The 23,179-nt window shown below is 64.8% G+C and carries 22 protein-coding genes; 19 read left to right on the forward strand and 3 right to left on the reverse strand.

Annotated elements, in window-relative coordinates:
* The first annotated feature begins 1 nt into the window (after position 1).
* From RMP06_RS15215 to RMP06_RS15230, 4 genes are read left to right on the forward strand one after another with little or no spacing between them, the layout of a single operon-like run.
* On the forward strand, positions 2 to 850 hold the full coding sequence (locus tag RMP06_RS15215) for a 4Fe-4S dicluster domain-containing protein (RefSeq protein WP_310462630.1): 849 nt from the start codon (positions 2 to 4) through the stop codon (positions 848 to 850).
* Positions 851 to 909: 59 nt separating this feature from the next.
* A complete protein-coding gene (locus RMP06_RS15220) occupies positions 910 to 1,797 on the forward strand; it encodes a beta-keto acid cleavage family enzyme (protein ID WP_310462631.1) in 888 nt (295 codons plus the stop codon).
* A 14-nt stretch (positions 1,798 to 1,811) separates the two neighbouring features.
* Positions 1,812 to 2,780: a PDR/VanB family oxidoreductase gene (locus tag RMP06_RS15225; protein ID WP_310462632.1), complete on the forward strand. Its 969-nt coding sequence runs from the start codon at positions 1,812 to 1,814 to the stop codon at positions 2,778 to 2,780.
* Between the two features lie 16 nt (positions 2,781 to 2,796).
* Complete coding sequence (locus tag RMP06_RS15230) at positions 2,797 to 3,378, forward strand: nitroreductase family protein (RefSeq protein WP_310462633.1); 582 nt, start codon at positions 2,797 to 2,799, stop codon at positions 3,376 to 3,378.
* 67 nt (positions 3,379 to 3,445) lie between these two features.
* Here RMP06_RS15230 and RMP06_RS15235 read toward each other — a convergent pair whose 3' ends face one another.
* Positions 3,446 to 4,438: a helix-turn-helix transcriptional regulator gene (locus RMP06_RS15235; RefSeq protein ID WP_310462634.1), complete on the reverse strand. Its 993-nt coding sequence runs from the start codon at positions 4,436 to 4,438 to the stop codon at positions 3,446 to 3,448.
* A gap of 91 nt (positions 4,439 to 4,529) precedes the next feature.
* On the opposite strand from RMP06_RS15235, the gene RMP06_RS15240 reads away from it, so the two are divergent.
* The 12 genes from RMP06_RS15240 to dmpG all read left to right on the forward strand — a co-directional run bounded on the left by RMP06_RS15240 (position 4,530) and on the right by dmpG (position 19,354).
* The gene (locus RMP06_RS15240; protein WP_310462635.1) at positions 4,530 to 5,567 is read left to right on the forward strand and encodes a Rieske 2Fe-2S domain-containing protein; all 1,038 of its coding nucleotides are present in this window, start codon (positions 4,530 to 4,532) and stop codon (positions 5,565 to 5,567) included.
* Positions 5,568 to 5,654: 87 nt separating this feature from the next.
* On the forward strand, positions 5,655 to 6,338 hold the full coding sequence (locus tag RMP06_RS15245; protein ID WP_310462636.1) for a TetR/AcrR family transcriptional regulator: 684 nt from the start codon (positions 5,655 to 5,657) through the stop codon (positions 6,336 to 6,338).
* Between the two features lie 133 nt (positions 6,339 to 6,471).
* Entirely contained in the window at positions 6,472 to 7,332 is an 861-nt protein-coding gene (locus tag RMP06_RS15250; RefSeq protein WP_310462637.1) for an alpha/beta fold hydrolase, read from the forward strand.
* Positions 7,333 to 7,361: 29 nt separating this feature from the next.
* Complete coding sequence (locus tag RMP06_RS15255; protein WP_310462638.1) at positions 7,362 to 8,300, forward strand: VOC family protein; 939 nt, start codon at positions 7,362 to 7,364, stop codon at positions 8,298 to 8,300.
* A gap of 2 nt (positions 8,301 to 8,302) precedes the next feature.
* The gene (locus RMP06_RS15260) at positions 8,303 to 9,841 is read left to right on the forward strand and encodes an FAD-dependent monooxygenase (RefSeq protein WP_310462639.1); all 1,539 of its coding nucleotides are present in this window, start codon (positions 8,303 to 8,305) and stop codon (positions 9,839 to 9,841) included.
* A gap of 132 nt (positions 9,842 to 9,973) precedes the next feature.
* Positions 9,974 to 11,635 carry a DUF1302 domain-containing protein gene (locus RMP06_RS15265; protein WP_310462640.1) on the forward strand — a complete coding sequence of 554 codons (1,662 nt, stop codon included), beginning with the start codon at positions 9,974 to 9,976 and terminating at the stop codon, positions 11,633 to 11,635.
* A gap of 12 nt (positions 11,636 to 11,647) precedes the next feature.
* The gene (locus tag RMP06_RS15270; protein WP_310462641.1) at positions 11,648 to 13,021 is read left to right on the forward strand and encodes a DUF1329 domain-containing protein; all 1,374 of its coding nucleotides are present in this window, start codon (positions 11,648 to 11,650) and stop codon (positions 13,019 to 13,021) included.
* Positions 13,022 to 13,023: 2 nt separating this feature from the next.
* Positions 13,024 to 14,109, forward strand: a complete 1,086-nt coding sequence (locus tag RMP06_RS15275) for a WD40/YVTN/BNR-like repeat-containing protein (protein WP_310462642.1) — start codon at positions 13,024 to 13,026, stop codon at positions 14,107 to 14,109.
* Positions 14,106 to 16,523 carry an efflux RND transporter permease subunit gene (locus tag RMP06_RS15280; RefSeq protein ID WP_310462643.1) on the forward strand — a complete coding sequence of 806 codons (2,418 nt, stop codon included), beginning with the start codon at positions 14,106 to 14,108 and terminating at the stop codon, positions 16,521 to 16,523. Before RMP06_RS15275 ends, RMP06_RS15280 begins: the two co-directional genes overlap by 4 nt.
* A gap of 18 nt (positions 16,524 to 16,541) precedes the next feature.
* Positions 16,542 to 17,333 (forward strand): 2-oxopent-4-enoate hydratase, encoded by a 792-nt coding sequence (dmpE, locus tag RMP06_RS15285; protein WP_409050178.1) that lies wholly within the window; start codon positions 16,542 to 16,544, stop codon positions 17,331 to 17,333.
* A gap of 21 nt (positions 17,334 to 17,354) precedes the next feature.
* Complete coding sequence (locus tag RMP06_RS15290; RefSeq protein WP_310462644.1) at positions 17,355 to 18,281, forward strand: acetaldehyde dehydrogenase (acetylating); 927 nt, start codon at positions 17,355 to 17,357, stop codon at positions 18,279 to 18,281.
* A gap of 14 nt (positions 18,282 to 18,295) precedes the next feature.
* Positions 18,296 to 19,354, forward strand: a complete 1,059-nt coding sequence (dmpG, locus tag RMP06_RS15295) for a 4-hydroxy-2-oxovalerate aldolase (RefSeq protein WP_310462645.1) — start codon at positions 18,296 to 18,298, stop codon at positions 19,352 to 19,354.
* A 213-nt stretch (positions 19,355 to 19,567) separates the two neighbouring features.
* On the opposite strand, the gene RMP06_RS15300 is transcribed toward dmpG, so the two are convergent.
* Positions 19,568 to 19,792: a helix-turn-helix domain-containing protein gene (locus RMP06_RS15300; protein ID WP_310462646.1), complete on the reverse strand. Its 225-nt coding sequence runs from the start codon at positions 19,790 to 19,792 to the stop codon at positions 19,568 to 19,570.
* A gap of 126 nt (positions 19,793 to 19,918) precedes the next feature.
* Entirely contained in the window at positions 19,919 to 20,233 is a 315-nt protein-coding gene (locus tag RMP06_RS15305) for a helix-turn-helix domain-containing protein (protein ID WP_310462647.1), read from the reverse strand.
* Positions 20,234 to 20,296: 63 nt separating this feature from the next.
* Between RMP06_RS15305 and RMP06_RS15310 the strand changes: the two genes are divergently transcribed.
* The 3 genes from RMP06_RS15310 (at position 20,297) to RMP06_RS15320 (ending at position 23,135) form a co-directional block, all read left to right on the forward strand.
* Positions 20,297 to 20,770: a hypothetical protein gene (locus RMP06_RS15310; RefSeq protein WP_310462648.1), complete on the forward strand. Its 474-nt coding sequence runs from the start codon at positions 20,297 to 20,299 to the stop codon at positions 20,768 to 20,770.
* 104 nt (positions 20,771 to 20,874) lie between these two features.
* The gene (locus tag RMP06_RS15315; protein ID WP_310462649.1) at positions 20,875 to 21,072 is read left to right on the forward strand and encodes a hypothetical protein; all 198 of its coding nucleotides are present in this window, start codon (positions 20,875 to 20,877) and stop codon (positions 21,070 to 21,072) included.
* Between the two features lie 155 nt (positions 21,073 to 21,227).
* Positions 21,228 to 23,135, forward strand: a complete 1,908-nt coding sequence (locus RMP06_RS15320; protein ID WP_310462650.1) for an AAA family ATPase — start codon at positions 21,228 to 21,230, stop codon at positions 23,133 to 23,135.
* Positions 23,136 to 23,179: the final 44 nt, after the last annotated feature.

Genomic DNA, 23,179 nt, shown 5'->3' on the forward strand with positions numbered 1-23,179 from the left:
GATGGACAAGTGGAACCTACTCATCGACATCGCCCAGTGCGAGAACTGCAACAACTGCGTGCTTGCCGCCAAGGACGAACTGGTCGGCAACGACTTCCCCGGTTACTCGGCGCCGCATCCGGCTCAAGGCACCGGTGTGATCCGCATCGAACGCACGACCCGTGGCACCACGCCCATGGTGGATGCCGCCTACGTGCCGCGCCTGTGCAACCACTGCGACGATGCCCCTTGCCTGAAAGTTGGCGCCGACGGATCGGTGAAGAAGCGTGCGGATGGCATCGTGCTGATCGACCCGGACAAGGCCAGAGGCCGGCGCGACCTGGTCGATGCCTGCCCGTATGGCGCCATCGTCTGGAACGAAGCGGAGCAACTGCCGCAATCGTGGTTCTTCGACGCGCATTTGCTGGACGCGGGTTGGACCGCGCCGCGTTGCGTCAGCGTCTGCCCGACGCAGGCGATCACGGCGGTGAAGCTCAGCGATGCCGCCATGGTTGAGCGAGCCAGAGCCGAGGGTCTGCGGCCGTTGAAGCCCGAACTGGGCACGAAGCCGCGCGTGTATTACCGCAACCTGCACCGTGCCGACCGCTGTTTCATCGGGGGAAGCGTCACGGCCCGGATCGAGGGTCGCATCGAATGCGTCACCGGTGTCCGTGTCGAACTGTTCCGCGGCGGCATTGCGCTCGCACAAACCCACAGCGATACGTTCGGTGACTTCCGATTCGACGGCCTCGAAGGTGGAAGCGGCCGCCACGAAATCCGGATGCACCACACCACTTTGGGGCACGCCGAGCGAGCCGTCGAACTCGGCCACGCAAGCGTCGTGATCGGCGACATCTGCGTCAGCACCTGACCCGCTTCACTCCCCGTCCCCCACGAACTTTCGGGAAACCATCCCGACGGAAGCGCACCATGCAAGACACCATCATCATCACCTGCGCCATCACTGGCGCCGGTCCACTGTCCGACAATCCAGCCCAGCCGATCACACCACGACAGATTGCCGAATCGGGTCTTGAAGCCGCTGCGGCAGGCGCGGCCATTCTGCATGTGCATGTGCGTGAGCCCAAGACGGGTCAATTCTCGGGCGAGCTTGCGCTCTACGAGGAAGCCGTCGGCCTGATTCGAGAGCAGAACAAGGACGTCATCCTGAACCTCACCACCGGACTGGGTTCAGGCTTCTACCCGGCAGATCCGATGTTGCCCATTGAAGCCGGCCCGGAGACGCACATCTGGACGCCGGAAAAGCGCGTGGAGCATGTGCTCAAGCTCAAGCCCGAAATCTGTACCCTGGACCTGGTGACCGCCCAGGTGTTTGGTGGCGTCGTGATCAGTCTGGAGCCGGTTCTGATTCGCATGGCCGAGTTGGTCCGTGCCGCTGGGGTCAAGCCGGAGATCGAGTTGTTCGATGCCGGCGATGCGGTACTGGCCAAGCATTTGATCAAGAAGGGTGCACTCGACGGCCCCGGCATGTACTCGTTCGTGATGGGTTTGAACTTCACCATGCCCGCCGACACGGAAACCATGATGTATATCCGCAACCTGCTCCCCGACGGTGCGCAGTGGCAAGGCTTTGGCATCGGGCGAAATCAATACCCCATGGCCGTGCAGTCGGCGCTGCTCGGCGGTCATGTGCGTGTCGGCATGGAAGACAACGTCTACATCTCCAAGGGTGTCTTCTCCAAGAGCAATGCAGAGCAGGTGCTCAAGGCTCGACGCTTGGTGGAAGACCTGGGTCCGGCCATCGCCACGCCTGCCCAGGCGCGCAAGATCCTGGGCCTCGCTGTTCAAGCGATCTGAGCGGAAGAATGACCATGAGCAACCCTCCGGAACTTCAACTGCGCGTGGCTCGCAAGCGCGTGGAGGCGCAAGACATCTGCAGTTTCGAGCTGGTGGAGCCACAGGGCCGTCCACTGCCTGCGTTCACAGCCGGCGCGCATCTGGACGTACGGGCCAGCGTGGGGACGGTTCGCCAATACTCCTTGTGCCAGCCCTTCGATCAGGTCGGGCGTTACGTGATCGCCGTGCTGCGGGAGCCGGCCTCGCGCGGCGGTTCCAGGGCCATGCATGACGACGTGCGTGAAGGCGACCTCCTGACCGTCAGCGCGCCGAAGAATCATTTTGAACTGGCACCCGGCGCTCGCAAAAGCTTGTTGCTTGCCGGTGGCATCGGCGTCACCCCCATCCTATGCATGGCCGAAACCCTGGCTCGCACCGGGGCAGCGTTCGAGATGCACTACTGCGTACGTTCACACGAGCGGGCGGCCTTCGTGGGTCAGATGCAAGCAGCAGCCTTCGCCTCGTCCGTGCACCTGCACTGTGACGATGGCCCAGCCGAGCAGCGTGTCGACCTGCAAGCCATCCTGGATCAGCCCGACGAGCACACGCACCTTTATGTGTGCGGGCCCAAGGGCTTCATGGATGCCACCTTGTCGACGGCACGGGCCAAGGGCTGGACTGAGGATCGAATTCACTTCGAGTACTTCAGCGCTGAAGTAGTCAAGAGCACCACGGACGCGGATTTCGACGTGGTGCTGGCATCTTCGGGCAGAGTGCTGCATGTGACCCGCGACCAGACCGTGGTGCAGGCACTGGCAGCTGCCGGTGTCGAGGTGCCCACTTCGTGCGAGCAGGGGGTGTGCGGAACCTGCTTGACCCGAGTGATCGAAGGCGTGCCTGATCACAAGGACATGTACCTCACGCCGGCGGAGCAGGCCCTGAACGACCAGTTCACGCCTTGCTGCTCGCGGGCCAAATCGAAGCGGCTAGTGCTTGATCTCTAGATCGAACCTGCTACCGATGCAGCTCTCCTGGTCTGAACTGGCGGTACTGATGGAATCTCGCCGGCATGTGTCGCCCAAGTGGCTGGTCGAGCCAGGACCGACAGCTGCGCAACTGCACGGCATGTTGACGATGGCCGCCACGGCACCGGACCACGGGCGGCTCACGGCTTGGCGGTTCGTCATCGTTCCAGTCGAGAAGCGACACCTGCTGGCCGAGGCGTTCTCCTTCGCGCTCGTCGAGCGCGACCCCGACGCTTCGCCGGATCAAATGAACTCGGCGCGCGAAAAAGCATTTCGCGCCCCATTGCTGATGCTCGCCATCGCCCGCCTGGGACGCACACAACCCGACATTCCTGCGCTTGAACGAATGGTGTCGATGGGATGCGCTGTCCAGAACATCTTGCTGGCCGCGCACGCCCTGGGTTTCGGGACCGGTCTGACAAGTGGCCGAGCGATGGAATCACCCTACCTGAGCAGCTTGTTCGCCCTGGCAGGTGGAGAATTTCCCGTGTGCTTCATCAACATCGGCACCATTGGCTATTGCAAGGTAGCGTCGCCGCTGCGCCCTGATCCGGCAGATTTCACAACATCGCTCTGAGCCAACTCGCCAGTACAACAGCCGCTGCATGACAGATCGTGCCGTCCGTACCCGAGCATCAGGTGACCTACCCTGCACTGGACGAGGCACCCATCGACCGGGCCAGCATGGCCTTGTCGGTGACGCCGAGTTTGAGGTATACGGCGCGCAAATGATGCCGCACCGTGGCTGGCGCCATCATGAGTTCGCGCGCCACCTCCTTGTACGATCGGCCCGACGAGAAGGCTTCTGCCACGGCACATTCCTGCCGCGTCAGCAAATCGCGCGATTCGCGTGGCCGCAAGGTCACCAGAACATGCTCTCCTGACCACAGGGTCTGCGCGTGCAAATGGCGCCCCAGGAAGATGGTGCGATTGGCGGCGATCTGTTCCACCAATGGAGCAGGCAACTGAGGGCCCGACCAGCCTGACCACTCGCTGCGAAGCAACTCGCCGACACCGGACTCGGCCACATGCACCCAGCCTGAAGCGTCGGTCGTCAGCATGGCTTGGCGTCCGCCGTGACGCAGACTCGCCATCTGCGCGACGCAGCACAGATCCAGCGCGGCGGACAAATGCGGCATCAGCAACTCCAGCAGTTGGCTCTCACGGGTTGTGAAGGCAGGAGTGCTGGTGCGGCGGGCAATGGAAATGAAGCTCACATGCCCGGCAGGTCCGTCAAAACGGGCAATGCACAGTGCCTGCTCAATACCCATGTGCGCTGCCAGGGCTGCAGTGCTGGGCTGTTGGTCCCAGTCCTGCGGGCCGAAATACAGGGCTCGGTCAGGCGACTGGGTCGTGCGCACTGCCACCAGGTTGTCGGGGTCGCTGAGATTCAATCGCTGTGGCACATCTTCCGGCAGATCGTGCAGGTAAGAGCAATGAACCCGATGCACCTGACCATGCACCGTGGATCGCCCCCACCAGCCACGATCGAAGGGCAGCATCTCGCTGATCAAAATCATGGCCTCGCGTTGAAACGCGTGCACCGTGTTGTATCGAGCAGCCTCGTACAGCCGCAACAGTACGGTGCTGTACTCCACCAAATCAGGACTGGGTGACGATGAAAGCACTTGGTTCATCTGAACGATGCCGGCCTGTTGGGTTACTTCGAGAATGGATCGGTTCGATTCGCCTGGGCGATGCCTGTGGCGCAAAAACCGAGGACACAGTATGAGCTTTCTCAAAAATGCGTGGTACGTCGCGGCCCTGTCCGAGTCGGTGACCACGACTCCTGTCAAACGCGTGGTACTTGGCGAGAACATCGCCTTGTACCGCACCGAGTCCGGTGTGCCGGTCGCTCTGTCGGACCGATGTCCGCATCGTTTTGCTCCGTTGCACCAGGGAAAGGTCAAGGGCGATTGCATCGAGTGCCCGTACCACGGTTTGCAGTTCAACCCGGACGGGGTCTGTGCGATCAATCCGCATGGGGATCACCGGATCCCGCAGGCTGCCAAGGTCAGACACTTTGCGCTGGAAGAGCGCGACGGATTGGTCTGGATCTGGGCCGGGGAGACATCCCATGCCGACAAGAGCAAGCTGCTTGACCTGAGCGAGTTCTTTGGGCACGGCACCATGGCGCTTGTGAGCGGTGACTACATCCTCGATGCCCACTACGAACTGGTGCTGGACAACTTGCTGGACCTGAGCCACGCGCCATTTTTGCACCCCACTACGCTGGCCGATCCCGAGTCGATCAAGACCCTGCGTGTCGAGATGAAGCAGGAAGGTGACGCGGTATGGGCGTACCACTATTTCCCCGACTCACCACCAGCGCCGCAGTTCAAGCCATTTCGCCAATCCGAGAATCCCGTGTGCGATGGTCACGCCCACATGCGCTGGGATCCACCGGGGAGCCTGCAACTGGATGTGGGGGTGACGGAGTGTGGCCGCCCGACCGAGGAGGGTCTGTTCATCCACATGGTGCACATGCTGACCCCCATCGACATGCACCACACCCGCTATACCTGGATCGCCGCGCGCAATTTCCTGACTGAGGTCCAGGAGGTTTCGCTGGGGATGCAGCAGCAGATCGAGCTGGCCTTCACGACCGAAGACGAGCCGATGATCCAGTGGGTTGCAGAGAACATGGGGACGCACGATCTGTTTTCGCTCTCGCCTGTGCTGTTGCCCGGAGACGCGGCCGGTGTTCGGGCGCGCCGAATTCTCAAGCTATTGCGCGAGCAGGAGACGCAGCCCGTAGTGGTTTGATGTCAAGGGCCGACCTGCGATGATGGGAATCTGCGCGACTTTTCTGCGTAATTGATACCGTGCCCGCAACGGCCGCTCCTGTCGACGATGAATGCCAAAGCCACTACGGCGCCTGCGCGCGCCCCTCACCACCGCACCGCCATTGGACAACTGCAGCGCGCACAAACCAGAGCACGCATCATCGAGTGCGCCATCGCTGTATTCGCCGAGCACGGTCCTGACGTGCCAGTGGTTGACGATTTCATGAAGGCAGCCGGCATTGCGCGGGGCACCTTCTACAACTACTTTCAAACCACACGCGAGCTACTGCAGGCCACCCTGGAGACGCTGTCGGATGAACTGATCGAGAGCGTCGTCCCCGTGGTGCAGGACATGACCAATCCTGTGATGCGATTGGCAACGGCTGCGCGTATCTACTACCGCAAGGCCACCACCGATCCACTGTTTGGTGCCTTCTTGTCGTCCGTGTCCAGCGTGGGAACGCTGGCGTCAGAGCACATGCGCGCTGATCTGGAAGAGGCCCTGCAAGCCGGGTTGATTGCGGTGCCGGATGTGGAATTCGCCCATGCCGTCGCCACGGGTGTGATGGTCTTCGCACTCCAGTCGCCGCAGGCTCGGGAAGGGGGCGATGCGCGAGCGCTGGCAGTGGTTCGCGCCATTCTGGCTGGGCTCGGCGTCTCAAATTCGCTGATCGACGAGGCCCTGAAAGTCACCTTGCCGGAACTGATGGAAACGCCTCGCTCGATGAGACCGGTTGTCGAGCCTGGCTAGGACTTTCCCTACAATGACATTGTTGTCATTGACACTGTTGTCAGTCAACAAATAGCATTGTTTCCAAGCAACCAGGGCTGGGTGTCGCAAATCGCGCGCACCCCATCGCCCGACGAGGTTGAAAGGAGACGCAATGCTGGAAACTTCTACCGCCAAAGGCACGCTGACCGATGGCAGCCCCTGGCACATCCACTACACGGTGCAAGGCAGCGGGCCCGATGTGGTGATGCTGCACGGCGGTGGGCCTGGCGCTAACGGCGCCTCGAACTACAGCAAGAACGTTGCCGCGTTGGCCCAGCACTTTCGCTGCTGGGTGATCGACTTTCCGGGCTGGGGCCAGAGTTCCAAGAACCTCAACGCCTGGGGTGCAGAAGGCCCGTTTCAGAACGGTGGCCGTGCTGTTTTGGCCTTCATGGACGCGATGGGCATTGCCCACGCGCACCTGATCGGCAACTCCTTTGGTGGCTCGGCGGCCCTGTGCGCCGCGATGGAGCAGCCGCTGCGTGTGGACAAGCTGGTTCTGATGGGGCCGGGCGGCGGTGTGGTGCCGGGCGCCACAGGTCCCACCGAAGGCATCGTGCAACTCCTCACCTATTACCTCGGTGAAGGCCCGACGCTGGCCAAGCTGGAGGCGTTCATCCAGAACCTGGTCTACGACACCAGTGTCATCACCCCAGCCCTGCTGGAGGAACGTTTCAACGCCAGCAACGTGGCCGAGATCATCGCCAACCCGCCGCTGCTGCCGCCGCCACCCGGCACGCCACCGTCCCCAGCGATGTTCATCAGCCAGGACCCGCGCTTGGCCGATCTGCACCACCCCACGCTGTTCGTCTGGGGTCTGCAAGACAAGGTGAATCCGGTGGAAGGAATGCAGGGATTTCGCCGCATGCCCAACGCTGACTTCGTCCTGCTGAGCCGATGCGGTCACTGGGCGCAGTGGGAACACGCCGACAAATTCTACGAACTGGTGCTGGGCTTTCTGCGCCGCGCCTGACCCCACCACTGAACAGAGATGGAGACAACATGAGCCAACCGATCACCGAACTGGGCTACCTCGGCTTCGAGGTGTCCGACCTGTCCCGCTGGGATCAATTTGCCGCTGACGTGTTGGGCCTGGGCGTGCAGCCCGGCGCCACCGCCAACACCCGTTGGCTGCGCATGGACGAGCAGCACCACCGCATCATCCTCAGCCAGGGTCCTGCGGACGATTGCGCCTACGCCGGCTGGCAAGTGGCCGACGCAGCAGCGGTGGACGCCTTTGGCCGCCATCTGGACAGTCTGGGCGTGGGCTGGACCCGTGGCAGTGCCGACGAACTCGCGCTGCGGGCAGTGCAGCAGATGCTGCATTTCAAGGACCCGGAAGGTAACCGCCACGAGGTCTATTGCGGCATGGCCGCTGCCGCAACACCGTTCAAGTCCAACAAGGTGCCGGCTGGGTTTGTCACCGGCTCTGGCGGCCTGGGTCACATCGTCTACGAAGCCAACAACTACCCCGGCGTGCTGGGCTTTGCGCAGCAGGTGCTGGGCCTGCGACTGAGCGACCACATCGACTTGGCCGTGGCGCCGGGCATCAACATCGAAGTGGCCTTCTTCCACACCAACGAGCGCCATCACTCTTTCGCAGTGGCACCGCGTGCGCCAGTGCCAGGGCCCAAAAAGAGCGTCCACCACTTCATGGTGGAGGTGGCGGACGTAGCGGACGTGGGCCGCGCCCGCGACCGCTGCCTGACCATGGGCCAGGCGGTGGTCATGGACATTGGCCAGCACCCCAATGACCACATGATCTCGTTCTACGGCCAGACCCCATCAGGATTTCTGGTGGAGTTCGGCTGGGGTGGCGTGAAGGTGGATGACGCCTCATGGCAAACCATGCGCTATGACCACATGAGCGATTGGGGCCACCGCCCGGCTGTGGCGCAGGCACCGCATCTCTTGCAGTCCACAACGGCGGAGGTGCTCTGATCATGAGCAAGCCATTCGACACCGACGTCGCGATCATCGGCTACGGCCCCAGCGGCGTCAGCGCCGCCTTGTGCCTGGGCCAGTACGGCGTCAACGCCGTGGCCTTCGAGCGCGACAGCGCCATCTATCCCCGCGCCCGCGCCGTCACGGTCAACGACTGGACCATGCGCTGTTTCCAGTCGGTGGGCCTCGACCAGGCTCTGGCCCGCGACATGGACGCCACCGCTGCGTTGCGCTGGATCACCTACGAAGGCCACGAGTTGATGCGCATGGATTTTCCGCCGTCGCATCTGGGACTGCACCCACAAAGCTACTCCATCTACCAACCGGTGATGGAAGAAACCATGCGCCAAGGTGCGTTGCGCCATGCCGACCGTGTGGACGTGCGTTATGGCGTGGAAGTGACCGGCGTCGAGCAGGACGCCGACGGCGTCACCATTACGTCGCGCAACCTGGCTTCGGGCTCCATCAGCACCACTCGGGCGCGCTATGCGCTGGCGTGCGATGGCGGCTCCAGCACTACACGCGAGCGCCTGGGCGTGAAGCTACTAGGAGAGACGGTGGACACGCGGTGGCTGGTGATCGACGCCCACGTCAAGCGTTGGTGGCCTGACCGCCACATCCTGACCTTCTGGTCGGACAAGAAGCGTCCAGTGGTGGACATCGCGCTGGCACTGGGCAACCACCGTTGGGAAATCCCGATGGAGCCGCACGAGACCGAGGCCGATTTCGCCACCCACGACCAGCTCTGGCCACTGCTGAACTCTCTGGGCGTGACCAAAGACGATGTCGACATCCACCAACACGCCTTCTACAAGCACCATGTGCGTACCGCCGAGCGCTGGCGCGTGGGCCGTGTGTTCCTGCTGGGCGATGCCGGCCACCTGATGCCGCCTTGGGCCGGTTCTGGCATGCAATCGGGTGTGCGAGATGCGTTCAACATCAGCTGGAAACTGCGCGAGGTATTGGCCGGCCGGCTGCCCGACAGCCTGCTCGACAGCTACGAGGCCGAGCGGGCTCCCAACGTGGCCTTCTATACCGGCGTGGCTGTGCAACTGGGCCGCATCATCAAGCAGCAGCTGAGCGAAGAAGAGATGGCGGCGATGGTTCCGCCGCCGGATCAGCCCCCGTCCCTTCCGCCGTTGTTTTGGGCACCCACACTGGTGGCGGGGTGGATGCAGGGCACATTGCGCGACGGTTGCGCCGTCGGCCGCATGGTGCCGCAGCCTCGCGTGGCCAATGCGCAGGGCAAGCGGTGCCTGCTTGACGAGTTGCTGGGCGACGGCTTCACGTTGTTGGGCGATGGTGTGGATCCTGCCAGCCTGCTCAGCCCGCAAGAAAAAGCCGGCTGGGATGGGCTAGGCGCTCGCTATGCGACGGTGCTACCAGCCAACGCACCGGGCAGCAGCCCCAACGACATCATCGACCTGAGCGGCACGCTGCTGGATTGGCTGCGTGCCCACCACACCAGGGTAGTGGCCCTGCGGCCAGACCGTTTCGTGGCCGCTGCCGAAGGCGCCGGCCTGGGCTTGCCGGGCTAGAGCAAGACCCTGGCGTGCGAGCGCCAGGATCCCCTCGCGGCCACCCCGCCGATCTCTTTTCTCCTCCCGCAAGGCACGAGGTGCCGGCTTGCGTTCGTCCTCAAGAAGCCAAATAGATCACTGGAGACGCTTGTGAAAAAACACCCTATCCGACCCTGTGTTCCTGTCCGTACAAGGCGACTGCCTGTAGCGTTAGCCACGCTGGCCTGCCTGGCCAGCTCTGCCCATGCCTTCGAACTCGATCTGGACAATCCTGACCTGCGTGCTCGACTGGACAACACCTTCAAGTGGAGCGGCGCGGCTCGCCTGAAATCGGCAGACGCCACGCTGCTATCCAGCCCGAACCACGATGACGGTGACCGCAATTTCGGCAAGGGGGTGATCTCGAACCGGCTGGATTGGTTGTCGGAATTCGACGTGACCTATCAGCGCAACTTGGGGTTGCGCCTATCAGCGGCAGCGTTCTATGACGACGCCTATCACCGCAGCAACGACAACCCAGGCTTCGCAGGTGGCGCTTTCCCGAATCAGGGGAGTGTGGCCGCCAACCAGTTCACCAAGGAGACTCGCGCGGTGCATGGGAACAAGGCAGAGCTGCTCGACGCCTTCGTGTTCGGCAAGACCGAGCTGGGCGACAGCACCTTGTCGGGCCGCCTGGGCCGACACGGCCTGCTGTGGGGCGAAAGCCTGTTCTTTGGCGCCAATGCCATCGCTGGCGGCCAGATGCCGGTGGACATCGTGAAGCTGCTTTCGGTGCCCAACACGCAGTTCAAAGAGGCCATCCGCCCAGTGCCGCAGGTGTCAGGGCACTTGCAAATTTCTCCCGACGTATCGGTCAGCGCCTACTACCAGTTCCGTTGGGCCAAGAGCGTGGCCCCCGCCGTGGGCAGCTACTTTTCCAATGTGGACGTGGCAGTGGATGGTGCCGAATCACTGCTGCTGCCATCGCCACTGTCACCAGCACTGCGCCAGACCGACAGTCAACCCAAGAACAGCGGCCAAGGTGGCCTGCAGTTCAAGGTCCGTGCGGCCGACACGGACTTTGGTTTCTACGCGATCCGATTCCACAACAAGACACCGCAGGTCGTGCCAGTGGTGGGCTTTATCGTGCCCCCTCCCACGCCAGTGGTGGCACCACTGGGTTTCACCCACACCTACCAATCCGGCATCACTGCTTTCGGTGCGAGTGCCAGTCGGACGATAGGTGACTACAACCTGGCCGTCGAAGCGTCGATACGCCACCGCCAGGACTTGGCCAGCACCCAGGGTGCGAATGCCAGCGCGCTGGGTGGCCCTGCGCTGGGGTACGCCATAGGCAACACCGCACACGTCAACCTTTCCACGCTCGCAACGCTGCCCGGCAACCTGCTCTGGAACGAAGCCAGCCTGCTGGGCGAGATCGCCTGGAACCGGGTGTTGCATGTCACTGAAAACGCCGCAGCCGTGGACCCGAACGCCACGCGCGACGCTGTAGCCCTGCGCCTGCAGCTGGAGCCTACCTACCGTCAAGTGCTGCCAGGACTGGACGTGGGCGTGCCTGTCGGCCTCGGTTGGGCGCCTCACGGCTCGCGGTCGATGGCCCTGGGCCCGCTGGCCATGCCGTCCGATGGCGGAGGTGACATCAGCCTCGGGCTCAACGGCACCTACCTGGACGCATGGCGCTTCAGCCTGAGCCTGACGCACTACTTCGGAACGGTCGGCACCTTCCAGTCCGGCGCCAACAACGCCTACACCTACAAGCAGACGCTGAAGGACCGCGACTACGTCGCCCTCTCGGTTCGGCGCACTTTCTGATCGGAGACACCCATGACCACACGACACATCGCCGCTGCTCTCCACATCATCAGCGTCGCCATGCTGATGGTCTGTGCGGGCGCCAACGCTGGCGTCAGCGCCGACGAGGCAGCCAAGCTCAAGACCGAACTCACGCCGCTGGGCGGAGAAAAGGCCGGCAACAAGGACGGGAGCATTCCCGCTTGGACTGGCGGGCTGACGACACCCACGCCCGGATTCACCAATGGTGGCCGCCGACCTGACCCGTTTGCGGGTGAAAAGCCGCTGCTGAGCATCACTGCCAAGAACATGGCTGAGCACGCGGCCCACCTGACCGAAGGCACGAAGGAACTGCTCAAGCGCAACCCGGAGAGTTTCCGCGTCGACGTTTACAAAACCCACCGCACCGCCGCTGCACCGCAATGGGTCTATGACAACACCTTCCAGAACGCGACGCGCGCCAAGCTGGTCGATGGTGCTGCCGGACCCAAGCCAGAAAGTGTGTTTGGCGGCGTGCCATTTCCGATCCCCAAGAGCGGCCCGGAAGTGATGTGGAACCACCTGCTGCGCTGGCGCGGCGAGGCTTGGCACATGGACTTCAAGGGTTACCAGCTCACGTCAGATGGCAAGTGGGTCAACATCTCGGACGCCTCCAACGAGCATTGGATGCCCTACTACGCCAAAACCGGCTCGCTTGATAAATTCGGCGGCGAGTACTGGTTGGTTCGCTCCACCAACTCGGGTCCGCCCATCCGTGCTGGTGAGGCCATTGTTGGCCGCCTGAATCTGGACGAAGAAAAGACCGCCACCTGGGTTTACCTGACTGGCCAGCGCCGGGTGCGCAAGCTGCCCGCTTCGTGCTGCGACACGCCGGGGCCATTTTCGGCCGGCATCGTCAGCTTTGATGAGGTGGATGGCTACACCGGCCGCATGGACCGCTTCGACTGGAAGCTGGTGGGCAAGCAGGAGATCTACATCCCCTACAACACCAACCGCACGCTGCAACCCACCAAAGACAGCGACGTGCTGGGTACCCGCCACCTGAACCCCGACCATGTGCGCTGGGAGCTGCACCGCGTGTGGGTGGTGGAGGCGAACCTGAAGGCGGGCCAACGCCACACCTCACCCAAGAGCCGCTACTACGTGGACGAGGACAGTTGGATCGCCGTGCTGGCAGACCGGTGGGACGCCAAGGGCCAGCTCGCCCGCATGCCCTTCACGCTACCCATGGCCATGCCCGACCTGCCTGCCACGGCCCAGACCACCTGGGGCGTGTACGACTTCCTGGCCGGCACCGCGTTCGTGAACGTGCTCTACAACGACAAGAAAGAGCACTACAAGATTGTCACCAAGCACCCCGAGTCGGTGTTCACGCCGGATGGCATGGCTGGCGAAGGCGTGAGGTAAGCGTGGCACCCGCCCTGGACCTGTCGAGGCGCCACTGCGTGGCGACACTGGCTGGCGGCCTGCTGGCCGCGCCGTTCACGGCACACGCCGTTCCCAGCGGTGTGCCGGAAGCACTCGCCCGACCGGCCGAGCGCGTCGCAAAGCCACAGGACGCCGTGCTACTGGCCGCCGCCCGTGCTGGCGAACGATGGGTGGCGGTGGGGGAGCGCGGCTTGGTCGTGACCGCCGACGCCACCGCCCGGCGCTGGACCCAGGCGGCCCAGGTGCCGGTGAGCACCACGCTCACCGCCGTGCGTTTTATCGATACTCAGCGCGGCTGGGCCGTTGGCCACGGTGGCGTGGTGCTGTCCACCCAAGATGGCGGCGAGCACTGGTTACGCCAGCTCGACGGCCGCATGGCAGCCCAGCTCACGCAAACTCAAGCGGCCAGCAGCGTCAACCCGCGTGCCCAGGCCGAAGCCCAGCGCCTCGTCGCCGATGGGCCGGATAAACCCTTCCTAGACCTGTACTTCAGCAGTGCCCACGAAGGCTGCGTGGTGGGTGCCTACAACCTGTGCTTCCAGACCGTGGATGGTGGTGCGCACTGGGCGCCCATCAGCGAGCGACTGGACAACCCCAAGGCTCTGCACCTCTACGCCATCGCCGGCCAGGGGCAGCAGCGCTACATCGCTGGCGAGCAAGGCATGCTATTCCGCTCCGATGACGCCGGGCGCAGCTTCCAGCGCCTGACCAGCCCTTATGTGGGCAGTTGGTTTGCCCTGGCACTGCTTGACGCACAGACCCTGGTGGTGGCTGGCCTGCGCGGCCATGCCTACCTCAGCCACAACGGCGGCCAGCAATGGACCGCATTGGACGGTGCACCGCCCGTGTCCTTTGTCTCTGCCGTGGTGGCACCCGGTGGCAACGTACTACTGGCCAATCAGGCCGGTCAATTGTTCCTGTTGAAACCCGGTCAAACGACGCTGACACCGCTGCCCATGCCCGCTCTGCCTCCTACGCAGGGTGCATGGCCCCTGGGTCCAGACCAGGTTCTGGTGCTCACCGCTCAAGGCGCGCTGGCCGTGCCGCTGCAAAAAGCTGCCCCATGAGCATCCCGACCACATCCAGTCCGATGGGCGTCATGAGCCTGGCCGAGTTCGACACGCGCTCGGGCTCATGGCTCGAACGGACCTTGTTCAACCGACGCTGGTGGGTGGTGGCGCTATGCGCACTGCTGACTGCTGTTCTGGGTTGGCAGGCCACGCGGCTGGAACTCAACGCCAGCTTCGAAAAAACCATTCCAGGCTCGCATCCCTACATCGTCAATTTCCTGGCCCACCAGGGCGAGTTGCAAGGTCTGGGCAATACGGTACGCATCGCCGTGGCCAATCCACGCGGTTCGATCTATGACGCGCAGTACATGGAGACATTGCGCAAGCTCAACGACGAGGTCTTCCTGCTGCACGGTGTGAATCGCCAAGGCATGAGGAGCCTGTGGACGCCCGCCACCCGCTGGGTGGGCGTGACCGAAGACGGTCTGGAAGGCGGTCCGGTGATCCCCGACGGCTATGACGGCAGCCCTCGCAGTCTCGCCCAGTTGCAGGGCAACATCGCACGATCGGGTGAAATCGGCCAGTTGGTGGCACTGGATGCCAAGTCCAGTACCCTGTTCGTGCCGCTGCAAGCGCACGATGCCACCGGCAAGCCGCTGAACTACGCCGCGCTGTCGCAGTCGCTGGAAACATTGCGTGCCAGCTATGAACGCGAAGGCGTGACCATCCACATTACCGGTTTCGCCAAGCTGGTGGGCGACTTGATCGCAGGCATCCGTGTGGTGCTGGGCTTCTTCGCGCTGGCCGTGCTGATCGCCGCTGGCATGGTCTATTGGTACACCCGCTGTGTACGTTCGACCACGCTGGTGGTGGCCGCCTCGCTGATCGCCGTGGTCTGGCAACTGGGCCTGCTGCCCACGCTGGGGTATGCGCTGGACCCGTACTCGATGCTGGTGCCCTTCCTGGTCTTTGCCATCGGCATGAGCCACGGCGCTCAGAAGATGAACGGCATCATGCAGGACGTGGGCCGCGGAGCGCACAAGCTGGTGGCCGCACGCATGACCTTCCGACGCCTGTTCCTGGCCGGTCTGACGGCACTGGTGGCGGACGCTGTTGGCTTTGCCGTGCTGCTGGTGATCGACATCCAGGTGATCCGAGAACTGGCCATCGCCGCGTCCATCGGCGTGGCCGCGCTGATCGTCACCAACCTGATCCTGTTGCCCATCCTGCTCAGCTTCATCGGCGTGAGCGCCAGTGCCGCCAGACGCAGCCTTCAATCGGAAGAAGCAGAAGCCAGCGGTGCCGCCAAGCACCCGATGTGGGCACTGCTGGACCGCTTCACCGAGCGCCGCTGGGCCACCACCACGGTGGCTGCGGCAGGGCTGCTGTTGGCTGCAGGGTACGTGGTCAGCACGCATCTGGCCATCGGCGATCTGGACCCTGGTGCGCCGGAGCTGCGACCGGACAGCCGCTACAACCGCGATGTGGCCTTCATGAACCAGGCCTACGGTGCCAGCAGCGACGTGCTGGCCGTGATGGTCACCACGCCCGAGGCGCAGTGCGCGAGGCTGGACACCGTGCTCAAGCTGGATGCGCTGGAGTGGCAACTGCGCCAGTTGCCCGGCGTGGAGGCCACCAACACGCTGGCTCTGCTGAATCGCCGCGTGCTCACGGGCCTGAACGAAGGCAACCCCAAGTGGTATGAAGTGGTGCCAAACCAAGACATGGTCAACACCGTGACTGCGGGTGCGCCGCGCGTGCTCTACAACGAGGCTTGCAGCCTGCTCACGCTCTATGTCTACCTGAAGGACCACCGCGCCGAGACCCTGCAACGTGTGGTGGACCATGTGCAGAGCTTTGCGCAAGCCAATGACACGGCTGAGGTGAAATTCCTGCTGGCGGCGGGCAGTGCCGGCATCGAGGCGGCCACCAACATCGTGGTGCATCAAGCTTGGCGGATGATGCTGTGGCTGGTCTACGCGGCGGTGGTGGTGCTGTCGTTCATCACCTTCCGCAGTTGGCGCGCGGTGCTGGTGGCCGTGCTGCCACTGGTGCTCACCTCCTTCCTGGCCGAGGCGCTGATGGTGGCGCTGGGTATCGGCGTGAAGGTGGCCACGCTGCCAGTGATCGCGCTGGGGGTGGGCATCGGGGTGGACTACGCGCTCTACATCCTGAGCGTCACGCTGGTACATCTACGCCAAGGCACCAGCCTCTCGCTGGCCTACTACCGCGCGTTGCTGTTCACCGGCAAGGTGGTGATGCTGACCGGCTTCACGCTCGCCGTGGCGGTGCTGACCTGGGTGGTGTCGCCCATCAAATTTCAAGCTGACATGGGGCTGCTGCTGGCCTTCATGTTCCTGCTCAACATGGTGGGGGCGATGGTGCTGATTCCCGCGCTGGCTCGGCTGCTGCTCGTGCCCAGGCTGGCCGACGGCAACCTCACGCAGGCGCCCCACACCCCGCCTCACTGAACCTCACCGGAGAACCGCATGCCCCTGGACACCTCCCTCATCGAACACCTGGGCGATGAGCTATACGACGCCTTGAACGCGCGGCAGGTCGTCGCCCCGCTGACCGAACGCCATCCCGAGATCACCATCGAAGACAGTTACCGCATCCAGTTGCGCATGATCGAACGCCGCCTGCAAGCCGGCGAGAAGGTGATTGGCAAGAAGATTGGTGTCACCAGCCAGGCGGTGATGAACATGCTGGGCGTGTACCAGCCCGACTTCGGCCAGTTGCTGGATGGCATGGTCTATGGCGACGGTTCGGTCATTCCCGCCGGCACGCTGATCCAGCCTAAGGCCGAAGGCGAGATTGCCTTCGTGCTAGGGCGCGACCTGCAAGGCCCTGGCATCACCGCAGCCGACGTGCTTCGTGCCACTGACGGCGTGATGGTCTGCTTCGAGATCGTGGACTCGCGGGTACGCGACTGGAAGATCAAGATCCAGGACACCGTGGCCGACAACGCCTCCTGCGGCGCCTTCGTGCTGGGCGACCGCCTGGTGGACGTGCGGACGTTGGACCTGCGCCACTGCGGCATGGTGCTAGAGAAGAACGGCGAGGTGGTGGTAACCGGTGCAGGCGCCGCCACCATGGGTTCACCCGTGAACGCGATGGTCTGGCTGGCCAACACGCTGGGCCGGCTGGGCATGCCGCTGAAGGCCAGCGAGGTGGTGCTCTCCGGCGCCCTGGGCGCGATGGTGCCCGTCGTGCCCGGCGACCAACTGCGCGTGACCATCGGTGGCATCGGCAGTTGCTCGGTCCGCTTTGGCAAGTAACAAGCAATGGAAACCATCAACATGAGCAAAAAAATCAAGTGCGCCCTGATCGGGCCCGGCAACATCGGCACCGACCTGCTCGCCAAGCTGCAACGCTCCGCCGTGCTCGAACCCGTCTGGATGGTGGGCATCGACCCCGAATCCGACGGCCTGAAACGTGCCCGCGAGATGGGCATCAAGACCACCTCGGACGGCGTGGACGGCCTGGTGCCCCACATGAAGGCGGACGGCGTGCAGATCGTGTTCGACGCCACCAGCGCCTACGTCCACGCCGAGAACTCGCGCAAGGTGAACGAGCAAGGCGCGCTGATGATCGACCTGACGCCGGCGGCGATCGGGCCGTTCTGCGTGCCGCCGGTGAACCTGAAGGCGCACGTCGGCTCCGGCGAGATGAACGTCAACATGGTCACCTGCGGCGGGCAGGCGACGATCCCGATGGTCGCCGCGGTCAGCCGTGTGCAGACGGTCGCCTATGGCGAGATCGTCGCGACCGTGTCGAGCCGCTCGGTCGGCCCCGGCACGCGCAAGAACATCGACGAGTTCACCCGCACGACCGCGGGCGCGGTGGAGAAGGTCGGCGGCGCAAAGAAGGGCAAGGCGATCATCGTCATCAACCCGGCCGAGCCGCCGCTGATCATGCGCGACACGGTGCACTGCCTGACCGAGGACGAACCGGACCAGGCCGCCATCACCGCCTCGGTCCACGCCATGCTGGCCGAGGTGCAGAAGTACGTGCCCGGCTACCGGCTGGTCAACGGGCCGGTGTTCGACGGCAAGCGCGTGTCGGTCTACCTCGAAGTCGAAGGCCTGGGCGACTACCTGCCCAAGTACGCCGGCAACCTCGACATCATGACCGCCGCCGCCGCCCGCACCGCCGAGATGTTCGCCGAGAAGATCCTCAAGGGCGAACTGGTCCTGCGGCCCACCGCGCCCGCCGTGGCCGCCTGAAGGGAGACACCACCATGACCACGACGACCACCACTGCCCCGCTGTCGAGCCTGCACGGCAAGAAGATCACCGTCCACGACATGACGCTGCGCGACGGGATGCACCCCAAGCGCCACCTGATGACGCTCGACCAGATGCGCTCGATCGCCTGCGGGCTGGACGCGGCCGGCGTGCCGCTGATCGAGGTCACCCACGGCGACGGCCTGGGCGGCTCCAGCGTCAACTACGGCTTCCCGGCGCACACCGACGAGGAGTACCTCGGCGCGGTGATCCCGCTGATGAAGCAGGCCAAGGTCTCCGCACTGCTGCTGCCCGGCATCGGCACCGTCGAGCACCTGCAGATGGCGCATGACCTCGGCGTGCACACTATCCGCGTGGCCACCCACTGCACCGAGGCCGATGTCTCCGAGCAGCACATCACCTACGCCCGCAAGCTCGGCATGGACACGGTCGGCTTCCTGATGATGGCCCACATGGCCAGCCCGGAGAAGCTGGTCACGCAGGCGAAGCTGATGGAGAGCTACGGCGCCAACTGCCTCTACATCACCGACTCGGCCGGCTACATGCTGCCCGAGGACGTGAAGGCGCGCCTCGGCGCAGTGCGCGCGGCGCTGAAGCCCGAGACCGAACTCGGCTTCCACGGCCACCACAACCTGGCGATGGGCGTGGCGAACTCGATCGCCGCGGTCGAGGCCGGCGCGAACCGCATCGACGCGGCCGCTGCGGGTCTCGGCGCCGGCGCGGGCAACACGCCGATGGAGGTGTTCATCGCGGTCTGCGAGCGCATGGGCATCGAGACCGGCGTGGACGTGTTCAAGATCCAGGACGTGGCCGAAGACCTCGTCGTGCCGATCATGGACCACATCATCCGCATCGACCGCGACTCGCTGACGCTCGGCTACGCGGGGGTCTATTCGAGCTTCCTGCTCTTCGCCAAGCGCGCCGAGAAGAAGTACGGCATCCCCGCCCGCGACATCCTGGTCGAACTCGGCCGCCGCAAGATGGTCGGCGGCCAGGAAGACATGATCGAAGACACCGCCATCACCATGGCACGCCAGCGCACCACCATTTGATCTCGGTAAGCGGCAACAGACAGCCCATGATCTCTACGGTTTCGGCTTCGGCTTCTGCAGATGGGCGCAGGAAGGGTCGGTAAAAGCGCAGCAACATCCGGTTTGCTGCGATCGATACCGGGTCACCCGGTAGCTAGCCTGTTCGTGACGAGTTCACGTGGACACCATCGTCTCGGACCCTGCAGGCTCATTCAAGGGGGGAAGGCTGGTCGCTCACAAAGCCGACTCCTCCGCCATGGCCCGCTCCACCAGCGTGACCAGCGCACCAGCCTCATACCCCAGCGCCGGCGCCACCTTGAGGATCACGTACAGCGTCGGCTGGTTCTTCCCCCGCTCGATCCGCCCGAAGTACGAACGCTCCAGACCCGCCATGTAAGCCAGCGCCTGCTGCGAGATCCCGGCCGCGGTGCAGGTCTGGCGCACCACGCGCCCGAACACAGCAGCCGCTGCCGTCGCCGGATCGAAGCTGGTCGATCCCAGGGGACGGCCACGCTTGAGCGGGGAAGCGTCTCATCAGCTCGCGTAGATGAAAAGCTGCATGCCCCTTCAGAGAGCCAGAAACGCCTACTTGACTAACCGAGGCGGACGAGCCCTTAACAACTGCTTGGCTTCATCGCCACCACCTGTCACCACGTCCGCCTGTACGCGCTCGTCGAACACCTGCAGGAACGCTCCTGCACTGCCGCCCATTGCTTCGACCCACAGCTTCAGCTCAATCAGGTCCAAACGCCGTGACCCAGACTCGCATTTGCTCACCTCACTCTGAGGAACTTGCAACCGCTCCGCCAGCTGGGCCTGGGTCACACCGGCTTGTTTTCGGAAGTCCTTGAGCAGTTCCAGCAGTAGTTGGTATTGACGGGTGTAGAGCGTTTTTTGCATGAGCCACCTGAAGCAGGGCTCTGCACCTTGAGTTTTGCATCAAAATATCCCAAGATCGGATATTTGAACCACAAAACAACTATGCCTCGCAACCAACCCCTCCTGCCGACTCCCCGGATCCCCTCGACCGACTTCCAGCGACTGCGAGACGAAGTCTGTCGCGGCACCTTCCGCCAGGCACTCCCCCAGACACTTCCCGACGAGTGGCTGCTGTCGCTGACCCGTGACCTCTTCCTTGTCGAGCGATCCCTGCTTGCGGGTGAAGAGTCTTCCAGCGGCAATCCCGTCAGCGGCCCGTTGCTACTTGGCCTGCATCTGCTGCTCGGGCGCATCGGGGAACTTGGCCAGCCTCACCGGCCATCCCTGCAGATCGACCCCGAGCGGGTGTCGCCCTGGCTCCAGACGCTGCAGGCCTTCTGCGAGCGGGAGCTGGTCAGGCGCGTCATCGGCGTGCAGGTGGATCCGCAGGACACGGTGTCGTTCATCGCGGCGATCGATGCCGAGCTGAGGCACCTCCCGAAGTCCAGAGCCCGGTAGATCTCACCAGCCTTCCACTCCGGCCTTCCATTCCAGCCGCATCCACTTCCATCTTCTTGACAGCCATGCGCCACGCGCTACCCTGATCCCCCTGTGAGGACACCATGCACTGCCTGTTCCCCCACCAAGTCCACGACGAGCCAGTCCGCCACCTGAACGCTGTCAGCGTCGTCGGGTCCACGACGATCGTGCTGGCCGGGGTGAGTCTGGGCAAGGTACGTCGAATTCGGCCGTCGTTACCGTCCGACCGGCCGAGCGACTTGTCGCTGGGCATCGCCCTGCAGCGCACCCCGCGCACCTAGGCGACCCACAGGGCCCGAGCGCCCTGTCTCTCCTCCAGTCGGGTTCCCGCTCTGCCTCGATCTCGCGGCGACTGAACAGTCGCACCGGATCGGTGTCGGTACGGCGAACCCACTCCTGCCCCGACGCGGCTGGCCCGCGTCTCGCCGAGACGGTCATGCCTTTTGATTCCGACGATGACATGCCGCAGGCTGTCGGCCTGCCTGCACTTTCCGCCCTGTATTCCCCGGTGCTGTTGATGCTGGGCAGCGCCACGGGCCTGACGGGGACTGCATTGGATGCGGCCCGGGCCCTGCGCCTGGCCCTCGACGCGCAGGTGCCCCGCATCACCCGCCTGGACGCCCTGGGCGACTTCCTCGACGGGCTGCCCGCCGTGATCGCCGAACCGCAGGCCGTGGACAACCTGGCCCGGGAGGTGCTCGCCGCCGCCGAGCCCGGCCTGCAGGGCCCGCGGCTGACCGAGTTCCAGCTCCAGTGCGCCGCCCGCCATCGCGACCTCGACTGGCCCCGGCTGCGCGGTGGCGACTGGGACACCAGGTCCCCGAGCGGCCCTGCCCGCACCAGCCGGGCACTGACCGAGTGGCTGAGCGTGGACCTGACCCCTGCGCTGCAGCCGTTCTGGCGCGAGCCGCTGGAGCGCCAGTTGCACGACACCGAGGAAGCCGCCGCGATGATCCGGCTGCTGCGGCTGCACGTGCTGCTGACCCTGGCCACCCCGTCGGGCAGTCCACCCCAGACGACCCTCAACGACTGCGCCCGGGCGCTGGGCCTGTGGAAGGCCGTCGAGAAGCGGCTGTCGAGCGTGCTGCCCACCCGCCCCGGGGGGCCGGCGCCGCTCTACGGGGTGGACGATGCGGCGCTGCCGGACACCCCCGAGCCAGAGGACACCAGCGAGGCACGGGAGGCCCTGCTGGACGCCAGTCTCGTGGCCCGCCACCATGCGCTGAACCTGGCGGCCGGCCACGCCGACATCCGGCAGGCCGTGCAGCCCCCGCTGTCCGGGCCGCTGTCCGGGTCAACGAGCACGACCACGGCCTCGAAGCCCACGTCCTCGCTCACCGAGGCCACCATCACCGCCGCCGCCGATGCGGCCCGGTTCGCTGCGGCCGACGCACTGTTCGCGCACGAGGAGGCCCTGGCCGAACGCTTCCCGCTGCAGCCCCTGGATGTCCTGGTGGCGCACACCACCTGCCAGCTCATCGCCGAGCCGATCCCGGCGATGAGCAACCGGGAGGACCGCCTGATGCTGGCCGCCTACGAGGGACTGCGCTACTCGCTGCCGCTTGCGCTGCTGCCGGAGGTGGCCGAGCTGGAGGAGCGGCTCACCCAGTTGCACGCCGAGTTCCCCTGGGCCACCCGGGCGATCGAGGCCGTCGCCGGGGAGCTGCGGGCACGGCGGCGGCTGGGCGCGGTGAGCGTGGCCTGGGCGCCGGTGCTGCTGGTCGGCCTGCCCGGTACCGGCAAGACCCGGCTCGCCCGGCGCCTGGCCGAGGTCGTGGGCCTGCCCTTCCTGCCGCTGGGCGTGGGCGGCAGCACCGACAGCCGGATGCTCACCGGCACCAGCCGGGGCTGGGCCAGCGGCGAGCCCTCGCCGATCCTGCGGCTGCTGCGGGACCGGTGCAGCGCGCAGGCGGTGGTGCTGCTCGACGAGCTGGACAAGTGCCACCAGGGCCGCGCGAGCAACGCCGCCCCGGTCCAGGCGGCGCTGCTCGGGCTGCTGGAGCCGGAGTCGAGCCGGCGCTGGATCGACAGCTACCTGCAGGTGCCCTGTGACCTGAGCAAGCTCCTGTACATCGCCACGGCGAATCGACTGGGCACGATCGACCCGGCGCTGCTGTCGCGGCTGCGGCCGGTGCTGGTGCCGACGCCCGAGCGGCGGCATTACCCGGGGATCGTCGAACAGGTGGTGCGCGACATCGCCGGCGACTGGGGGCTGCCGCACGCGGTGATGCCCGCGCTCGACGTGTCGGGGATCAGCCGGGCGGCGGGGTCGGTGCGCGAACTCGTGCGGCTGGTGCGCCAGGAGATCGTGCGCGAGGTGACCTCGACCGGGGCGCCGCACTGACACTGAACCACGCACGCAGCGAACCCACACAACCAGGGAGACCA

This window comes from Sphaerotilus sp., assembly GCF_031429695.1.
GTDB lineage: Bacteria > Pseudomonadota > Gammaproteobacteria > Burkholderiales > Burkholderiaceae_C > Sphaerotilus.

Bases quoted from the DNA above. Each gene is read 5' to 3' on its own strand.
- RMP06_RS15215 (WP_310462630.1), top strand. From the start codon at position 2: ATGGACAAGTGGAACCTACTCATCGACATCGCCCAGTGCGAGAACTGC.
- RMP06_RS15220 (WP_310462631.1), top strand. From the start codon at position 910: ATGCAAGACACCATCATCATCACCTGCGCCATCACTGGCGCCGGTCCA.
- RMP06_RS15225 (WP_310462632.1), top strand. From the start codon at position 1,812: ATGAGCAACCCTCCGGAACTTCAACTGCGCGTGGCTCGCAAGCGCGTG.
- RMP06_RS15230 (WP_310462633.1), top strand. From the start codon at position 2,797: ATGCAGCTCTCCTGGTCTGAACTGGCGGTACTGATGGAATCTCGCCGG.
- RMP06_RS15235 (WP_310462634.1), bottom strand. From the start codon at position 4,438: ATGAACCAAGTGCTTTCATCGTCACCCAGTCCTGATTTGGTGGAGTAC.
- RMP06_RS15240 (WP_310462635.1), top strand. From the start codon at position 4,530: ATGAGCTTTCTCAAAAATGCGTGGTACGTCGCGGCCCTGTCCGAGTCG.
- RMP06_RS15245 (WP_310462636.1), top strand. From the start codon at position 5,655: ATGAATGCCAAAGCCACTACGGCGCCTGCGCGCGCCCCTCACCACCGC.
- RMP06_RS15250 (WP_310462637.1), top strand. From the start codon at position 6,472: ATGCTGGAAACTTCTACCGCCAAAGGCACGCTGACCGATGGCAGCCCC.
- RMP06_RS15255 (WP_310462638.1), top strand. From the start codon at position 7,362: ATGAGCCAACCGATCACCGAACTGGGCTACCTCGGCTTCGAGGTGTCC.
- RMP06_RS15260 (WP_310462639.1), top strand. From the start codon at position 8,303: ATGAGCAAGCCATTCGACACCGACGTCGCGATCATCGGCTACGGCCCC.
- RMP06_RS15270 (WP_310462641.1), top strand. From the start codon at position 11,648: ATGACCACACGACACATCGCCGCTGCTCTCCACATCATCAGCGTCGCC.
- RMP06_RS15280 (WP_310462643.1), top strand. From the start codon at position 14,106: ATGAGCATCCCGACCACATCCAGTCCGATGGGCGTCATGAGCCTGGCC.
- dmpE (WP_409050178.1), top strand. From the start codon at position 16,542: ATGCCCCTGGACACCTCCCTCATCGAACACCTGGGCGATGAGCTATAC.
- RMP06_RS15290 (WP_310462644.1), top strand. From the start codon at position 17,355: ATGAGCAAAAAAATCAAGTGCGCCCTGATCGGGCCCGGCAACATCGGC.
- dmpG (WP_310462645.1), top strand. From the start codon at position 18,296: ATGACCACGACGACCACCACTGCCCCGCTGTCGAGCCTGCACGGCAAG.
- RMP06_RS15305 (WP_310462647.1), bottom strand. From the start codon at position 20,233: ATGCAAAAAACGCTCTACACCCGTCAATACCAACTACTGCTGGAACTG.
- RMP06_RS15315 (WP_310462649.1), top strand. From the start codon at position 20,875: ATGCACTGCCTGTTCCCCCACCAAGTCCACGACGAGCCAGTCCGCCAC.
- RMP06_RS15320 (WP_310462650.1), top strand. From the start codon at position 21,228: ATGCCTTTTGATTCCGACGATGACATGCCGCAGGCTGTCGGCCTGCCT.